This window comes from Vibrio bathopelagicus (genome assembly GCF_014879975.1).
In the GTDB taxonomy this organism is placed as follows: Bacteria; Pseudomonadota; Gammaproteobacteria; order Enterobacterales; family Vibrionaceae; genus Vibrio; species Vibrio bathopelagicus.
Window position 1 is genome coordinate 2164115 of the sequence record NZ_CP062500.1, and the last position, 17236, is coordinate 2181350.

16 protein-coding genes are annotated in these 17236 nt (G+C 44.2%); 7 read left to right on the forward strand and 9 right to left on the reverse strand.

Annotated features, from left to right (window positions below; all coding sequences use genetic code 11):
• Nucleotides 1-22: 22 nt before the first annotated feature.
• Together speB and speA are read right to left on the reverse strand one after the other, a co-directional pair.
• Entirely contained in the window at nt 23-952 is a 930-nt protein-coding gene (gene speB, locus IHV80_RS09545; RefSeq protein WP_192888871.1) for an agmatinase, read from the reverse strand.
• The gene (speA, locus tag IHV80_RS09550; RefSeq protein ID WP_192890757.1) at nt 952-2841 is read right to left on the reverse strand and encodes an arginine decarboxylase; all 1890 of its coding nucleotides are present in this window, start codon (nt 2839-2841) and stop codon (nt 952-954) included. The genes speB and speA overlap by 1 nt, the downstream gene beginning before the upstream one ends.
• A gap of 442 nt (nt 2842-3283) precedes the next feature.
• Between speA and IHV80_RS09555 the strand changes: the two genes are divergently transcribed.
• From IHV80_RS09555 to IHV80_RS09575, 5 genes are all read left to right on the forward strand, one after another.
• Nucleotides 3284-3988, forward strand: a complete 705-nt coding sequence (locus IHV80_RS09555; RefSeq protein WP_192888872.1) for a class I SAM-dependent methyltransferase — start codon at nt 3284-3286, stop codon at nt 3986-3988.
• Between the two features lie 234 nt (nt 3989-4222).
• Nucleotides 4223-5659 carry a coniferyl aldehyde dehydrogenase gene (locus tag IHV80_RS09560; RefSeq protein ID WP_192888873.1) on the forward strand — a complete coding sequence of 479 codons (1437 nt, stop codon included), beginning with the start codon at nt 4223-4225 and terminating at the stop codon, nt 5657-5659.
• Nucleotides 5656-6234, forward strand: a complete 579-nt coding sequence (locus IHV80_RS09565) for a TetR/AcrR family transcriptional regulator (RefSeq protein ID WP_192888874.1) — start codon at nt 5656-5658, stop codon at nt 6232-6234. The genes IHV80_RS09560 and IHV80_RS09565 overlap by 4 nt, the downstream gene beginning before the upstream one ends.
• A 471-nt stretch (nt 6235-6705) precedes the next feature.
• Entirely contained in the window at nt 6706-8280 is a 1575-nt protein-coding gene (locus IHV80_RS09570) for an ABC-F family ATP-binding cassette domain-containing protein (RefSeq protein ID WP_192888875.1), read from the forward strand.
• A gap of 114 nt (nt 8281-8394) precedes the next feature.
• On the forward strand, nt 8395-9633 hold the full coding sequence (locus tag IHV80_RS09575) for a leucine-rich repeat-containing protein kinase family protein (protein WP_192888876.1): 1239 nt from the start codon (nt 8395-8397) through the stop codon (nt 9631-9633).
• Nucleotides 9634-9766: 133 nt separating this feature from the next.
• Here the strand turns inward: IHV80_RS09575 and IHV80_RS09580 are convergent, their stop codons facing one another.
• The 6 genes from IHV80_RS09580 to thrS all read right to left on the reverse strand — a co-directional run bounded on the left by IHV80_RS09580 (nt 9767) and on the right by thrS (nt 14011).
• The gene (locus tag IHV80_RS09580; RefSeq protein WP_192888877.1) at nt 9767-10204 is read right to left on the reverse strand and encodes a hypothetical protein; all 438 of its coding nucleotides are present in this window, start codon (nt 10202-10204) and stop codon (nt 9767-9769) included.
• 50 nt (nt 10205-10254) lie between these two features.
• Entirely contained in the window at nt 10255-10572 is a 318-nt protein-coding gene (yqfB, locus tag IHV80_RS09585) for a N(4)-acetylcytidine aminohydrolase (protein WP_192888878.1), read from the reverse strand.
• Between the two features lie 261 nt (nt 10573-10833).
• Nucleotides 10834-11187, reverse strand: a complete 354-nt coding sequence (rplT, locus tag IHV80_RS09590) for a 50S ribosomal protein L20 (RefSeq protein WP_004733517.1) — start codon at nt 11185-11187, stop codon at nt 10834-10836.
• A gap of 42 nt (nt 11188-11229) precedes the next feature.
• Nucleotides 11230-11424: a 50S ribosomal protein L35 gene (gene rpmI, locus IHV80_RS09595; RefSeq protein ID WP_004738430.1), complete on the reverse strand. Its 195-nt coding sequence runs from the start codon at nt 11422-11424 to the stop codon at nt 11230-11232.
• Nucleotides 11425-11528: 104 nt separating this feature from the next.
• Nucleotides 11529-11999 carry a translation initiation factor IF-3 gene (infC, locus tag IHV80_RS09600; protein WP_009846505.1) on the reverse strand — a complete coding sequence of 157 codons (471 nt, stop codon included), beginning with the start codon at nt 11997-11999 and terminating at the stop codon, nt 11529-11531.
• 83 nt (nt 12000-12082) lie between these two features.
• Nucleotides 12083-14011 carry a threonine--tRNA ligase gene (gene thrS, locus IHV80_RS09605; RefSeq protein ID WP_029223062.1) on the reverse strand — a complete coding sequence of 643 codons (1929 nt, stop codon included), beginning with the start codon at nt 14009-14011 and terminating at the stop codon, nt 12083-12085.
• Between the two features lie 404 nt (nt 14012-14415).
• Between thrS and IHV80_RS09610 the strand changes: the two genes are divergently transcribed.
• Nucleotides 14416-15399 (forward strand): DUF3187 family protein, encoded by a 984-nt coding sequence (locus IHV80_RS09610; RefSeq protein ID WP_192888879.1) that lies wholly within the window; start codon nt 14416-14418, stop codon nt 15397-15399.
• 92 nt (nt 15400-15491) lie between these two features.
• Here the strand turns inward: IHV80_RS09610 and IHV80_RS09615 are convergent, their stop codons facing one another.
• Nucleotides 15492-16235: a sporulation protein gene (locus tag IHV80_RS09615; protein WP_192888880.1), complete on the reverse strand. Its 744-nt coding sequence runs from the start codon at nt 16233-16235 to the stop codon at nt 15492-15494.
• Nucleotides 16236-16416: 181 nt separating this feature from the next.
• On the opposite strand from IHV80_RS09615, the gene hutC reads away from it, so the two are divergent.
• Nucleotides 16417-17130 carry a histidine utilization repressor gene (hutC, locus tag IHV80_RS09620; protein ID WP_192888881.1) on the forward strand — a complete coding sequence of 238 codons (714 nt, stop codon included), beginning with the start codon at nt 16417-16419 and terminating at the stop codon, nt 17128-17130.
• Nucleotides 17131-17236 lie beyond the last annotated feature (106 nt).

Sequence of the window (17236 nt, forward strand, 5' to 3'; positions counted from 1 at the left end):
TTATGCTTTTAACAACGACATATTATGATTTAGCTAGGCGATTCGCCGTCCAAACATAGAGCAGCTCAAGAGCAATCGTAGCTCCAGCCAATGCCGTAATTTCGCTTTGGTCATACGCGGGAGACACTTCTACAACGTCCATACCAACCATGTTGATACCCTGCAAACCACGGATGATTTTCAGAACTTTGTCTGAGTTCAAACCACCACATACTGGCGTGCCAGTACCCGGAGCAAACGCAGGATCTAGACAATCGATATCGAACGTCAGATACACTGGCTTATCACCAACAATCCCTTTCACTTGAGCAATGATCTCATCGACGCTCATGTCATTGGCTTGCATCGCATTAATAACGTTGAAGCCATGACCTTCCTGCTTATACTCAGTACGAATACCGATCTGCACCGAGTGTTTCGGAGAGATAAGCCCTTCGTTTGGTGCATGATAGAACATGGTGCCGTGATCGTAACGGCTGCCATGGCTATAAGTATCTGTGTGTGCATCGAAGTGGATCAATGCCATTTCACCGTACTTCTTGCCGTATGCTCTTAGTAAAGGCAAAGTGATGAAGTGGTCGCCACCTAAACCTAACAGCGTTTTACCACTGTTTAAAATCGCATCAGCCGCCGCTTCTAAACGTTGAGTCAGATCTTCAGCATCACCGCAATCAAATACAAGGTCGCCAGCATCAATCACCGAGGTATGTTCAAATACATTGAAGTCCCAAGGAAACTTTTTGCCTTCCCACGCCAAGTTTACTGACGCACGACGAATCGCATCAGGTCCCATGCGCGCACCCGGACGACCAGATGTCGCCATATCTAGCGGCGCACCTAACACAACCACATCAGCATCGTTGTCGATTGGGTTTTGCACCAGTGGACGACGCATAAACGTCATCGCATTGGAGTACAGCGAATAATCTGGTTTCGTAAATAGATCGTTCATTAAAAATCCTCAAGATAGGTGTAACCCATCAAGCCTTGCTCTAACTCTTCAAGTACACTTTTCTGCTCTTGCGCTGGTACTTTAGCCGTTACCAATTCTTTGTAGTTCTGACGAATTAGGTCCATATCAATGTGAACGTAACGCATCATGTCTTCTACTGTGTCACCTTCGTTGATGTAGTCAATATTCGCTTCTCCGCTCTCATCAACATTCACCACTACACTGTGCGTGTCACCAAATAGGTTATGCATATCACCCAAGATTTCTTGGTAAGCCCCTACTAGGAAGAAGCCCATCAAGTATGGTTCATCTGGATTCCACGCAGGCACTGGCAACGTTGTTTCAATACCTTGACCGTCAACGTACTGATCGATCGTACCGTCAGAATCACATGTGATATCCAACACAACAGCACGTCGCTCGTCCGCATTATCTAAACCGCTAAGTGGCAATACAGGGAACACCTGATCGATACCCCAAGCATCTGGCAAAGACTGGAACAGCGAGAAGTTCACGAAGAACTTGTCGGCTAAACGCTCGCTCAGCTCATCCAAAATAGGGCGGTGATAACGGTTCTTAGTGTTCATACGAGAGCTAAGTTCGTAGTTAATACGCAAAGACATCTGCTCTGCCCAAGCACGGTGCTGAAGATTCAGCATACCTGTTGCAAATTGGTTGTGCGCTTCTGCGATATCACTCTGGGTATCGTTGTAGATCTCAATCAACGCTCGGTCATCATTGCCCGCGTCTAGCTCTAAGAAGTTCTTCCACATGTTGTTTAGCAACATTGGGGCGTCAGCTTCAGGCGCAGCCATATCTTCCGGAGAATAGCTTTCAGTACCAATCACGTTGGTGATCAGCACAGCATGGTGCGCAGTCAGTGACCGACCAGACTCCGAAATAATCACAGGTTGTGGCTGATTGTAGAGCTTACAGATATCCCCTACTGTCATCACGATGTTACGAGCGTACTCAAGCAAGCCGTAGTTCATTGAGTTTGAAGACTGACTGCGTGTGCCGTCGTAATCAACCGCCAAACCGCCACCCACATCTAAGTACTTCAATTGAGCACCGATATCGCGCAGTTCACAGTAAAAACGAGCCGCTTCACTCACACCATTTCGCACATCACGAATATTGGCCATTTGTGAGCCAAGATGGAAATGTACTAACTCTAGAACATCGAGTTGGTCTTCTGCTTTTAAACGTTCAATAACGGTAAGCACTTGTGATGCAGACAAGCCAAACTTCGACTTCTCGCCACCACTTGCTTGCCATTTACCTGCGCCTTGAGAAGCAAGACGAATACGCAGACCTAAACGAGGTTTGACGCCAAGCGCTTTCGCTTCAGAAAGAACAAGATCAAGCTCTGACAGCTTTTCTAGAACGATAAAAACTTTGTGGCCTAGCTTTTCGCCAATAAGCGCAAGACGGATGTATTCTCTGTCTTTGTAACCGTTACAAACGATCACTGAACTCGCTTTTTGAGCCAACGCCAATACCGCTAATAGTTCAGGCTTGCTACCTGCTTCTAGGCCTAGCTGCTTTTGCTCTAATTGAGCTTGGCTCGCTAAGATCTCATCAACCACTTCTTTCTGTTGGTTAACTTTAATCGGGTAAACAAGCAGGTAACGGTTGTCGTACTGATATTCGTCGATCGCTTGGTTAAATGCGTTACAGATATTGTGCACACGTTGATGCACTATTTGAGGAAAACGCACAAGAGCAGGCAAACCAATATTTCGCTGCTCTAACTGTTTTACGATCTGACTAAGCGGAACTTGATGATCGGTTTCGCTCGGTGAAACATACACCTCGCCGTTATCATCAATTCCATAAAAACCTTGGCTCCAGTGCTTTACATTATACTCAGCACGGATGCGTTCCAAATTAACCGAATTTTCCAATTCTAGAGACCTCACACTATAGGGCCATCGACAGAAGATACCTCATTGGAATAGCGAGGTATAACCCAACAAAAAGCGTTCAAAAACGATTTGTTGGCTGCATTAACCGATATTATTAAGAGCGAGTCCAACCATTGATATTTGTGGTTACGATTACATTTTTTTATCGACGATCCGACTTAAAGTGACAGGTAAGGAATTACAAGGTTTTAGACCAAAAAACAGGCTGAAGCGCATTAGATTTAAAGCACTTTCTAATAAAAAATCAGATGAATAAAATACCAAAGACACATAAAATTCTTGGCTAATCTGGTCAAGTTAAGTCAGGGTTGTGACAAATATAACCACTTCCCTACCACAACTCTCGCTATCACCGACATAGCTTGTATCCTGTTATTCCACGCCTATTGATGAGTGCTAAATCATGTCTGAAATGTACACCACCTACGCTAAGCAATACGACTCGGCTGCCCGCGATAATATTTACAATGCCTTACTTGAGCGTCCATCAACGATAGCCTTACTCGATGATGTAAAAGGCATGGATATTGTCGACATTGGTTGTGGTTCTGGCATTTACGCGCAATGGTTTATTGACCAAGGCGCAAATAAAGTGACGTGTACGGATCTCTCTCAGGATATGGTCGACTTGGTGAACGGAAAACAGATCAAAAATGTTTCCGCTTACGCTCAAGATGCTGCCCTTGGCCTGCCGAACGAACAAGACAACAGTGCCGATATAATCGTGTGCCCGCTAGTCTTGCACTACATTGAAGATCTAAAACCCGTCTTTGATGATATTTATCGAGTCCTTAAGCCAGGCGGTTACATCGTATTTTCTACTCACCACCCTTTTGCTGACTTCGAATGCACGATTTCTGGCAATTACTACGAACGTGAATTCATCCAAGAAGAATGGAACACAGTTGGCACACCCGTTCAGGTGAGCTTTTACCGCCGTTCACTTACAGAGCTTTGCCAAGCTGTGAGCCAATCTGGTTTGCTGATTTCACAGATCACAGAGGGCACAATTGACGAGAAAGCCAAAGCCATTTCTGAAGAAACGTACGAGCGCCTATCGAAAAACGTTAACTTCATCTTTATGCGTTGCGAGAAAGTATCTGCATAACACTAATGCAAATCACGTGTGCCTTTGATTGCCCCAAAGGCACACGGTCATCTCTCTGCAAATCTACCATTTCCTCTCCAATATCAACCTTTCCGTTGCTGTTCTCACTCTACTAAATCGTAAGTTCATTGCACAAAAAATAAACTTTTCTCATGCATATCTTGTATTCGGTTCGATCTTCTTGTAATTTCAACCGACCAACCAATCGGTCAGCTTTCGAATTTAGGGGATACTATGAGCCATAATCTAGACCTTGAACCAACCACGTCGAACACCAACGACATGGATCAAATATTCAACCGACAAAAAGATCATTACCGCAGTAATGTAAATCCAACGCTTGAGCAGAGAAGAAAAGACCTCTCGGAATTAAAAGCGTTGCTAATGCGCTACCAAGGGCAATTGATTGATGCGGTGTCTGAAGATTATGGCCATCGAGCAAAACACGACAGCTTGATTGCGGATATCACCCCTTCTCTTCACCAGATCAATTACAGCCTGAAGAACCTTAAGAAATGGTTGAAGCCATCTCGCAGAAAAGCAGGCTTAATGCTAACGCCAGCTAAAATCACCGTTCATTATCAGCCAGTGGGTGTTGTCGGTATCATTGTTCCTTGGAACTTCCCTGTGATGCTTTCTTTGGGGCCGCTCATCACTGCGCTGGCGGCAGGTAATACTGCAATGCTCAAGATGTCCGAGTTCACGCCAGCGACAAACCGAGTTTTGAAAGCCATGTTGACTGAAGGTTTTAACGAAGATCAGGTTGCGATTATCGAAGGTGAAGCTGATGTTTCCGCGAAGTTTAGCCAGCTCCCGTTTGACCATATTCTATTCACAGGGTCGACCTCTGTGGGTAAGCACGTAATGAGAGCGGCAGCCGATAACTTAACGCCTGTCACCTTGGAATTGGGCGGCAAGTCTCCAACGATTATTGCCCCTGACTTTGATGTGGCTGACGCCGTTGAACGCATCCTGTTTGCAAAAAGCTTAAACGCTGGCCAGATTTGTGTGGCACCCGATTACATCTTATTACCACGAGAAAAAGTCGATGTGTTCATCACAGCTTATAAGCAGTACTTCAAAAAGTTGTATAAAGCAGGTATTGAGAGCAAAGACTTAACCTCAGTGATCGATATGCGCCAATACAATCGTTTGAAGGGTGTTATTGCAGACGCACAAGCGAAAGGCGCGATTATTCACACCGTCACCGAACAGGCACAAGACGACGTGAACCACAGAATGACGCCACACCTTCTAACCGAAGTGAACGACGACATGCTCGCAATGCAAGAAGAGTTGTTTGGCCCTATTCTGCCTATCGTGCCTTATGATTCTATTGAAGAAGCAATCAACTACATCACAGCAAGAGAACGTCCACTTGCTCTGTACCTGATGAGTCATGATAAGCAGACTCAAGGTCAGTTCTTATCGAGCACACATTCTGGCGGTGTTTGTATTAACGACTCTCTAGTACATGTGGCCGCAGAAGATGCGCCGTTTGGTGGCATTGGCCCCTCAGGCATGGGACACTACCATGGCATTGAAGGCTTCCAGACCTTTAGCCATGCCAAGACTGTTCTAAGTAGAGGAAAAATTAACTTCACCAAGTTAATGCACCCTCCTTACAATAACCCAATTAAAAAGATTCTGTTCAAAGTACTAAATAGATGATAACGAAAAGGCAAAAAATCCTAGATGCTGCACTCCTGCTCTTCTCTCAACAAGGGCTAGAGGGCACATCTACCGGACAAATAGCGAAAACAGCAGGCGTCGCAAAAGCGACACTGTTTCATCACTTCGAGAATAAATCGTTATTAATTGATGAGCTGTTTCGCGAGCTAAAACTGGCACTATTCTCTACGCTTCAACCACACACAGATATTGCAGAACAAGATCGCTACCAAGCCTTTAAGTTCATGTGGATCACGGGGCTTGAGTGGGCGTTAGAAAATCCAGTTGCGATGAAGTTCTTCACCAATGTTCATTTCGATCCGACGACTCAAACTCGAGAAGTCATCGTCTCACAGATGTTCGCATCGCTAGATGAAATTGTTTTGAAAGGACAAGAAGCTGGTGAACTGATGGTGTTAGACATCAACCTTGTTAGGCACTTCATTCACAGCCACTTTTTGATTTGTGCAAACTGGTTGATTGAGCAGAATGAGTTACCACCAGAGCAGTCAACCAAGTACATCAGCGATAGCTTTGACATGTGCTGGCGTGCCGTCGGCGGCCAAAAATTGTAATTATCCCATTCCTCAAAAGGTCCGGTATTCCAAAAATGATCGAGAGCGCCTTATTGGCGCTTTAATTATTTGGATACATTTTAGTCACTTCATCATATTGACTTTCAGCACCTTCTTTCAGTAACATCGCACCATCATTTCAAAAGAGAATAACGCCATAATGAAGTACTAACATCCTGACATCCGATTTATTTTTATAAAAATCATTTGGACTCTCGGGGTTAGTGGGCGTTACTTCGTCATCTATTTCTTGAAAAATCAAGCTATTGAAGAGCAGTCGATTTAAGACTAATCTCTTTAAGATCAGCACCTTGAACAAAGAAAGCATTTCAGCAAGATAATCTCTATCTTTTGCTGTCATCCTACTTAAGTAACGTCTTTGGCGATCTAAACATAGAATCCCACGTAGGAATCTATGCAGAAAAGCGCCTCACCCCTTTTACTCGTTTACACGTAAAGGGAGGTATTTTTATGCCTACTATATTAGCCAACAATCTCTCATTCCAACTCGATACTGGTGAGTGGTTATTCAAAGACATCACCTTGAGTTTGAGCAGTCGCCTGACAGGCTTAGTCGGAAGAAATGGGGCTGGAAAGTCATTACTACTTTCGTTACTGGTCGGGAAAACACAACCCACATCAGGCAGTGTTTCCAAACAAGGCTCGATCGGCTTTTACTCCCAGTTACCTTCAGAGCTCTTGGATAGCGCAATCAGCATTGCTGACTTCTTGGGGATCACCGAAAAGTTAGACGCATTACACGCCATAGAACAAGGAAGCTGTGAACTTCAGCACTTCAATATCGTTGGAGAGGATTGGGATTTACAAGCGAACACCAAGCAACTTTTAGCCACATTGAAAATAACCAATGGGTTGACCACACCGTGCAATACATTGAGCGGTGGGCAACTCGCTCTTTTACAGCTTCATCGGTTATTCGCATCAAACTACGACATACTGATTCTCGACGAACCTTCAAACCATTTGGATAGCGACGGACGTAATTGGTTACTAGAGCAGTGCCAGTTGTTTGAAGGCAAAGTGCTTATCGTCAGTCACGATCGAAACTTATTGAGACACATGGAAGGGATCTATCACCTCAACAGTTTAGGTATGCGTTTCTACAAAGAGAATTACGATGATTACTTCACGCAAATGTCGAGTCAAAGTGAAGCACTGGATAAGCAGATAGCGCATCATCAATCGGAAAAGAAACGACTCGAGCGCCAAGCTCAGACTAACAAGGAAAAAGCACAACAACGTGAGTCTCAAGGTAACCGACTCCGAAAATCGGGTAGCCAACCCAAGATATTATTGGATGCCATGAAAGACAAAGCCGGACGAACGCAGGGAGCATCAGCCACTAACCAAAATAACTTAAAGGAGCAAAACCAAAATAAACTCCAGTCTCTTAAAGAACAACATGAGCAACTGAAACCGCAGGCCTTGTATCTACAGCAGAGTAATAGCAAGAAAAAGAACGTGCTATTAACTATTGAAGAATGTCGCCTAAGTTTTGGTTCTGGTGCTCCTATTAGCTTCTCTCTCTCACAAGGGGAACGATGCTATCTAACCGGGGCTAATGGGTGCGGAAAATCGACACTGTTAAAAGCCATTCATGGCCAACACTCGAACTATATCGGCTCCATTAAGCGCTTAGGGGCAACGGTATACTTGGATCAACACTTTGGCCTGTTAGACACCAACGACACCATGTTCGATAGTTTGATGACACACAGCTTTGGGTTAACAGAAAGTGACGCTCGAACCTTACTCGCTGGAATAGGGTTCAGGCGAGACTCCGTATACCGAAAAGTGGCACATTTAAGTGGTGGTGAAAAAATGAAACTGGCGATGTTGATCGTTAGCCATAAACAAGACACCCCGCTTCTCTTGCTCGATGAACCGGACAACCACCTAGACATAGACTCAAAGCAAATATTGGCGTCCGCTTTGCGTGAATACAAAGGTGCATTTATCTTGGTGAGTCATGATAGCGACTTTGTTGAAGAAGTCGGCGTCAGCCAAAACCATATACAGCTTTAACCTTCGTAAATTCGTTCACTTAGTTTAGTTAAGCGAGCATCGTTCCGGTGCTCGCCTTTCTTGATTGAGACAAGTAAACTACGCGCCTCGAACATCTATTCATAAGGCTAAGGTTTGCATACTCTAGAACAATTAAAATCAGGGCAACTAAACGGTATTACGCGCTTACAACTGTCAGAAGGTCTCACCGAGTTTCCTTTAGAGATCTTAGAACTCGCTGACTCTCTTGAGATTCTAGACCTTTCAGGTAATCAACTGTCAGATTTACCAGAAGAGTTATCACAGCTGGCCAACCTGCGTATTATCTTCGCGTCGAATAACCTGTTTACGCACCTTCCTGATGTTCTAGGTACACTTCCTAAGCTTGAAATGGTTGGCTTCAAAACTAATCAAATCAAAACCGTTGGCGAGCAGTCTCTGCCCGCTCAATTGCGTTGGTTGATCCTGACAGATAATGCAATCGAGGTTCTTCCTCACTCTTTAGGTGAAAGACCACGCCTGCAAAAACTCGCATTGGCGGGTAACAAGATTCGCGTTTTACCAGAAAGCATGGAAAACCTATCAAACCTTGAGCTAGTTCGTCTGTCTGCAAACCAACTGACTGAATTCCCGGAGTTCCTTATCAAGCTACCAAAACTGGCTTGGTTAGCGTTTGCGGGTAACCCGTTTTGCAAACACCCAAGTAGTTTAGATAGCGTGCCTGCCGTGAGTTCGCAATGCTACTCACTCAATCAAGTGCTTGGCCAAGGTGCGTCTGGTGTGATTTCTCATGCTAACTGGTTAAACCGTGACTTTGATTTCCCACAAGAAGTGGCCGTTAAAGTATTCAAAGGCGAAGTCACCAGTGACGGCTACCCACATGATGAGTTGGAAGCGTGTCTGCAGGCTGGACATCATGGCAACTTGGTAAAATCTATCGCTCAAGTCGAGGAACAAGACTACCTAGCTTTGGTGATGGAACTCATTCCAAGTAGTTACTACAACCTAGGGTTGCCACCGACACTCGAGACTTGTACGCGTGATACTTTCCCAGAAGGTTTCGAACTTCCAATCGCGCAAATCGACAACATCGTTACCCAAATGATCAATGTATTTAATCACCTGCATGACAACAAGGTTTGTCACGGTGATTTATACGCGCACAACACCTTAGTCAATGAGCAAGGTCAGATGATCTTTGGTGACTTCGGAGCTGCGACTATCTACGGTTACCTAACTGAAGAGCAGCAACAAGGCATTCGCCGAATTGAAGCACGTGCATTGAAGTACTTTATTGAAGACCTACTGACGGTTTGCGCTGCAAGCGACATCAACTCAGAGCTGTATAAGAAACTCGAAAGCTATCACGCATAAGAGCTACATGCTTAAGCGCTCAATCAAGTTTCTCCAGAAATGAAAAAGCTAACGTTGATCGTTAGCTTTTTTCTTTTTGCGTATTGATGAACCCAATCAGACTCAAGCTTGGCTTCTTTCTGTTACGAATGACTTAACTAGCTTCCACTTGAACAAGCTTAAGGTAAGAGTGGAGTTCTTGATTCTTATACTCCACTGCCGAATGAATATTAAGGTCTTTACACGCGACAACATCAAACTGGTAACGATTGTCACCTTTATTGATTTCAACTTGCAGCAACCCGCTTTTCAGCAACCAATGACCTTGTGTTTCAAATCGGTCAAACAACCGATATTCCGTTAGACTACCATCAGAATGAAAGTGAACCTCGGTAATGTACCCTGCGGGGCAACTTTTTACCCAAGTCCGCCCTAATACATCTTCCTCAACAAAGTTTCTTTTGCTCTCGCACCACTTTAAATAATCGGCACTCTCACTCAGATCTCTATCAAGGTCATTCTTAGACAATAACGTTTGGTCTTGTTGTTCACGATAGTAAAGCTGAAGCAGTGTCTGTTGGTTATTACTCATTAATCGCCATCCCTAGCTAGTCAGTCCAATCCAATCCAATCCAATAAGGCTTAAGCTACCAATTCATAAGAGACCACATAAAGCTCAGAGATCCCTGGGTAAATATCTTGAATCACACCCTTCAGGACTTCTAGCGTCATGTTCTCTTGTTGAGCATGGAATTCGCCTAAATCATCAAACAGGATTGGTTCAACGCTAATGATCTTAAGGTTACAGAACACACGTCCTTGCTCTAGCGTTGATACTTCCACAACACTACCCGGCTGGTAGTCGCACTCAGATTCATCACGAATAGTAATCGTCTTTTTGCCTGAAAGGATATCGGTTTCAAAACGTTCGAAGAACGTCATAGTAGTAGGTGCGCACATAGAAAACCTAGTATTAGTTAAAGGTAATATTGAGGCTAAGTTATATAACAGAAAGGAGAGCGAAGCGAATGAAATATAGGAGGATAGACCGCTAAAGTGAGATGCGAGATGCGAGATGCGAGATGCGAGATGCGAGATGCGAGATGCGAGATGCGAGATGCGAGATGCGAGATGCGAGAGAATGAGGCAGAGCCAAATAGCAGGCAATAAAAAAGGAGAACCGAAGTTCTCCTTTTCTTAAACCTTTAAGCTAACTCTAAATTATAGAGATGCTTTCGCTTTTTCAACTAGAACAGCAAATGCTGCTTTGTCGAATACTGCGATGTCGGCAAGAATCTTACGATCGATCTCGATAGATGCTTTCTTAAGACCGTTGATGAAACGGCTGTAAGATAGACCATTTTGACGAGATGCCGCGTTGATACGTGCAATCCAAAGTTGACGGAATTGACGTTTCTTGTTGCGACGGTCACGGTAAGCGTATTGACCAGCTTTGGTAACTGCTTGGAAAGCTACGCGGTAAACACGTGAACGTGCTCCGTAGTAACCTTTAGCTTGTTTTAGAACTTTCTTATGACGTGCACGAGCTTGTACACCACGTTTTACGCGAGGCATTATGCTTCTCCTAAACTAAACGAATTTATAAACTAAAAAGAATTAAGCGTATGGCATCATACGTAGAACTTGAGCAACTTCACATTTAGGAAGGATCGAGTTCGGACGAAGCTGACGCTTGTTCTTAGTAGTACGCTTAGTCAGGATGTGACGTTTACCAGCGTGCTTAAACTTAATACCACCAGCAGTTTTCTGGAAACGCTTAGCAGCACCTTTGTTGGTTTTCATCTTAGGCATGATGAATAACTCCGCATTGTTGAGTTGTTAATAACATAGTAATTAGGGCGAATAAAACCCTACAGCCTAGGGCTGCAAGGTTTAATTACTTGTAAAGCCGTTAATTACTTCTTTTTAGGGGCCAACACCATGATCATCTGGCGACCTTCAATTCTCGTTGGGAAAGATTCGACAACTGCAAATTCTTCAGTATCTACTTTCAAACGATTAAGAACGTCAACACCGATTTCTTGGTGAGCCATTTCGCGGCCACGGAAGCGAATTGTTACCTTCACTTTGTTGCCGTCTTCTAGGAAACCAGTCAGGTTGCGTAGTTTTACCTGATAGTCTCCAATATCAGTTCCAGGTCGGAATTTAATTTCCTTGATCTGAACCTGCTTTTGCTTTTTCTTCTGTTCTTTCGCAGCTTTGCTCTTCTCGAAGAGGAACTTACCGTAGTCCATCACACGACAAACTGGCGGCTCGGCGTTAGGGCTGATCTCTACAAGATCCATACCAGCTTCATTTGCAGCTTCCATCGCTTCAGCGATTGTTACTACACCAACAGCTTCGCCGTCTGCGCCAGTTAGACGCACTTCACGAACGCCACGAATGTCACCGTTTAAACGGTGCTGGTTTTGTTTGGCCGGTTGTTGGCCACGTCTTCCGCCTTTAATAGCTATTCCTCCAGATTAAGCTTACGGCTTGAAACCTCGGCTTGGATGTATGAAATAAAGTCATCCACTTTAAACTTGCCAAGGTCCTTGCCTTTACGTGTACGTACTGCTATTTCGCCGGCTTCCATTTCTTGGTCACCACACACAAGCATGAACGGTACACGTTTCAAAGTATGTTCGCGGATTTTAAAGCCAATCTTCTCATTTCTCAAGTCTGCTTTGACTCTAAATCCACTTTTTTGCAGTTTTTTCGCAATTTCTTGTACATATTCAGACTGTTTGTCTGTAATGCCCATAACAATTGCTTGTTCTGGCGCCAACCACGTTGGGAAGAAGCCAGCGTATTCTTCAATAAGAATACCGATGAAGCGTTCTAGTGAACCTAAAATAGCGCGGTGGATCATAACTGGCGTGTGACGCTCGTTATCTTCACCTACGTAAGTTGCACCTAAACGTTCTGGTAATGCAAAATCGAGCTGCACTGTACCACATTGCCATGCGCGGTCCAAACAATCATGCAAAGTAAATTCAATCTTAGGTCCGTAGAACGCACCCTCGCCTTCTTGAATCTCGTATGCAATCTCCATCGCCTCAAGCGCTTGCTTAAGATCGGCCTCTGCACGGTCCCACATTTCGTCTGAACCTACACGCTGTTCTGGACGAGTAGATAGCTTAACAACAATGTTTTCGAAACCGAAAGTTGTGTAAGTATCGTAAACCATTTCAATACAAGCTTTAACTTCTTGCTGAACTTGGTCTTCAGTACAGAATACGTGAGCATCATCTTGAGTGAAACCACGAACACGCATAATGCCGTGAAGTGCGCCAGACGGCTCGTTACGGTGACATGAGCCAAACTCAGCCATACGTAGCGGTAGATCACGGTAAGATTTCAAACCTTGGTTAAAGATTTGAACGTGACCAGGACAGTTCATTGGCTTGATCGCGTATTCACGGTTCTCAGAAGAAGTAGTGAACATCGCTTCAGCGTACTTATCCCAGTGACCAGAACGTTCCCAAAGAACACGGTCCATCATTAACGGGCCTTTAACTTCTTGGTAATCGTACTCAGTCAGTTTCTGACGAATAAATACTTCTAGCTCACGGAAGATAGTCCAACCGTTGTGATGCCAGAACACCATGCCTGGTGCTTCTTGCTGCATGTGGAATAGATCTAAGTGCTTACCGATTTTACGGTGATCACGCTTAGCCGCTTCTTCTAGGCGCACTAGGTGGGCCTTAAGCGCTTTCTTATCATGGAATGCAGTGCCGTAGATACGTTGAAGCATCTTGTTGTCACTGTTACCACGCCAGTAAGCACCCGCTACGTTAAGTAGCGTGAAGTGTTGGCAGAAGCCCATATGTGGAACGTGTGGACCACGACACATATCGATGTATTCTTCATGATGGTACAGGCCTGGACGATCGTCTTTAGAAACGTTCTCATCCAAGATTTCGATTTTGTAAGTCTCGCCGCGAGCTTCGAATGCGTCACGCGCTTCCTGCCAGCTAACTTTCTTCTTAACAACCTGATACTTGGTCTTCGCTAGCTCTTTCATACGCTTTTCAATCTTTTCTAGATCTTCTTGCGTTAGAGAGTGCTCAAGGTCGATATCGTAGTAGAAACCGTTATCGATGGTAGGACCAATCGCCATTTTCGCTTCTGGAAAAAGCTGCTTAATCGCGTGGCCTAAAAGGTGAGCACAAGAGTGACGAACGATCTCAAGGCCATCAACTTCATCTTTAGCAGTGATGATTTCTAGGCTTGCATCGTTTTCGATAAGGTCACAAGCATCAACACGCTCACCATCTACACGACCAGCAATGGTCGCTTTCGCAAGACCAGGACCGATTGATAGGGCAACATCTAAAGTTGATACAGGGTTGTCAAATTGACGCTGACTACCGTCAGGAAGAGTAATAATTGGCATTATTTGTCCTTTACAGTGGTGTTGCACACCAAGCAACACATGAAAATGTTTAATATATGTTTTTCAACCAACAAGTATGTTGATCGGAGATATATGCATAATAAAGATACCCACATAGAAGCAAATACAGATGCCCCATTTGTGAGTAGCCGAACATTGTAACGAAATTATATGAAATGACAATGACAGAGAGAACTGGCCTACTCTCCAACTACTTCGTTTAATAATAACGTACCATTTCAGCAATAACTTCGCTGATCCCTTCAATCCCTCTTTCCAATCGAGCAGCATCAACTTAACTATTATCCCTATCTCTTGTGAGTTCGCTCTTTCAACTTATCTCTTACAAACTAGACATTTAGAACTAAGCTATATAGAAGCAACGGAATGCGGATGAGGTGCATATGGGAAAACAGGCTATTTTTTTATCGCTCATACCACCTTTATCGTTAATAGTAGCCGCAGCAATGTATGCTCCCGCTTCATGGGGCAACAAAGATTACGGCCCGCTAATTAGTTATACCCAATCACCATTACAGTCTGTTCGTCTTACTCCAATGCTCCGATCTGGCTTTCCACTCGAAGAGAATAAGGTTGAAGTGTTTACTGCTTTCACCGCCGCGAGTATCTGGGCTAACTCTCACGACTACCATTTGGATTATTATCAAAACCAACTTCAGACAGGACTGCGATGGCAATTAACTAAAGCATGGCAAGTCGAGCTCAATTATCGTTGGTTATACGCCGCCAACAACCACCTAGATAAAGTTACCATCAACTTTCATGACCTATTTGACATCGACCAAGCAGGACGAACTCGTAAAGAGCGACACCAATTTGATATCTACGCACCAGACCACGACATTAATATTAGAGACTTCTCCGGCGACACGCTGACTAGCGCTTTCACGCTCTACACTCAATACCAAATCATAGACCTTGAAAACCACGGTTTATCCTTTGGTGCATCCCTTTATTACAACAATGTCGGCCACGGCGCCTTCGAAGGAAGCAGCAACGAGCAAAGCGCTCAATTCAACTATTCATACCAACTCGACATCAATACCTTTTACACAAGCTTAGGGCTCGCCAATCAGTCTAATCGAGAGGTAGAACATGGCTTTTCACATAAGAAAACAACATGGTCATGGATGGGAGGATATCAACTCACGCTATTTGAAAACCATGAGTTGCACCTTGAGTATCGTTGGTATGAAGGCGCAGAAGACGGTGACACTGAGTTTTCAGAAGCCGCAAATGAAATGATGTTTGGATATCGCTACCTGATGCAACGTTCAGCCGTCGAGATATCCATTATCGAGAACATCTTCAACATGGACAACTCCACCGATGTGGCCTTCCAATTGGCCTATCGTCACCAGTGGTAAACACGTTTCAGGTCAAGAGAGTAAAATAAAAAAAGCCGAACTGAAAAGTTCAGCTTTGGAAGCCTATATCGGTTCTTTATCCGTCAGAACAACTACGCACTCATGATTCTTGAGACTGCGTTGCGAATGTCTGAGTCAGCCGCGTTTGCAGGCAAGCTGAATGAGATGTATTGGTCGCCACGAAAGCTCATTGAGCGATCGATTTCTGCTAAGCAATGAACCATAGAACCATCTACGATGAATGACAGTTCGATCTCTTTGTTGTTCATGAAGCCGCCGCTGCGAAATTCAATCTCTTGGTAGCAACCAGAACGAGAAGCAAAGCTGTTGCCTTTCAGGAAGCCCTTCTCTACGTCTGCTTTCACCATTGCCATGCCCGATGCTTCGACACCTTGGATAATTTTAGCGACCGTTGGCAGTGGGTGAACAGAGATAAAATCGCGGTCTTTAGGGTCAATCGCGAAGCCGATATCTAGGTTGGTTTCTACCCACACGTGACATTGATTCATTTTTGCGTTCAACGCGGTGACTGGCGTTTCATCATTCAGTTTAAGACGGAATGGAACCAGTTTAGTTTCGCCCGGTTGAATAATGAAAGGCTCTACGGCTTGAATACGACCTAGTGAAAAAGTTTCGTAGCTGGTGCTGTCTTCCGTTTCAACTTTCACTTCTGTGTTAAGAACCAAGTTGATCAGGTCAATTTGTTGCTCAACGTCGCCGCCAACAATGTGAACATTGCCAGACAACTCTCCACCTTGGAAAACTTCAATATTATCTAAGACAGTATCAACCTTTGCTGCACCGATGCCCAACGAGGCCTTTAATTTCTTAAACATATTATTTCCCTTTCTAATTATCTGATTTACGAATAGTTATTGCGTGACAATTTGCGACACTTGCCTCACAGAATCAAGCAATTTGCCCCATCTATGTTGAATAAGATCACATTGCCTGAGGAAATGTTGAAATCGTGAAAAATTCCGTTACTCTATTTGTATAGTCAAATAAGGTTTCATTATGTCGAAAGCGCCGCTCTACCTTCAGATAAAACAGTTCATAGACGACAATATCAGTAGTGGTCACTGGCCAGTGGGTTACCAGATAACCACCGAACTCGAACTCACAGAACAGTTCAATGTGAGTCGAATGACGGTCAATAAAGCCATTCGAGATCTTGTGTCTGAAGGCAAGCTGATCAGGAAGCCAAGGCTGGGCACTTTTGTTTGTGAACCAGACGAAAAAGCGCAATCTCCGCTGCTTGATATCAACAACATCGCGCAAGAAATCAAAGACCGCGGCCAAACGTATACTAGCCAAGTTATCAAACACGATAGCATTAAGGCTGATGAAAGCACCGCCACACGGTTAGGCGTGATGATTAATGCAGAAGTATTTTATAGTGAAATCATCCACTTTGCCGACAACGAACCAATACAATTGGAAGCGCGTTGGGTGAACTCGCTAGCTGCTCCCAAATACCTAGAGCAGGACTTTTCAACCTCTACACCCAACGAATACCTTTCAAAAAGCTGCCCGTTGAGTGCTATCGAGCATACGGTTGAAGCCATTATTCCAGACACTCAGATCAGAACGTCACTAAAGCTATCTGAATCAGAGCCTTGCCTACTTTTGAATAGAAGAACATGGAGCAAAGAGCGTCTCATCAGCTTTGCATTGCTCTACCATCCAGGTTCTAAGTACAAATTAAGCTCCAAGATACTTCTAGATTAAAGAACATCATCCTGATCGCTGATCACATTTTTGCAACATCAACTTGATTCGGGTCAGCATTTAGCCTATTTATTTGTATATACATTTAATGTTTAGCAAAGATCTA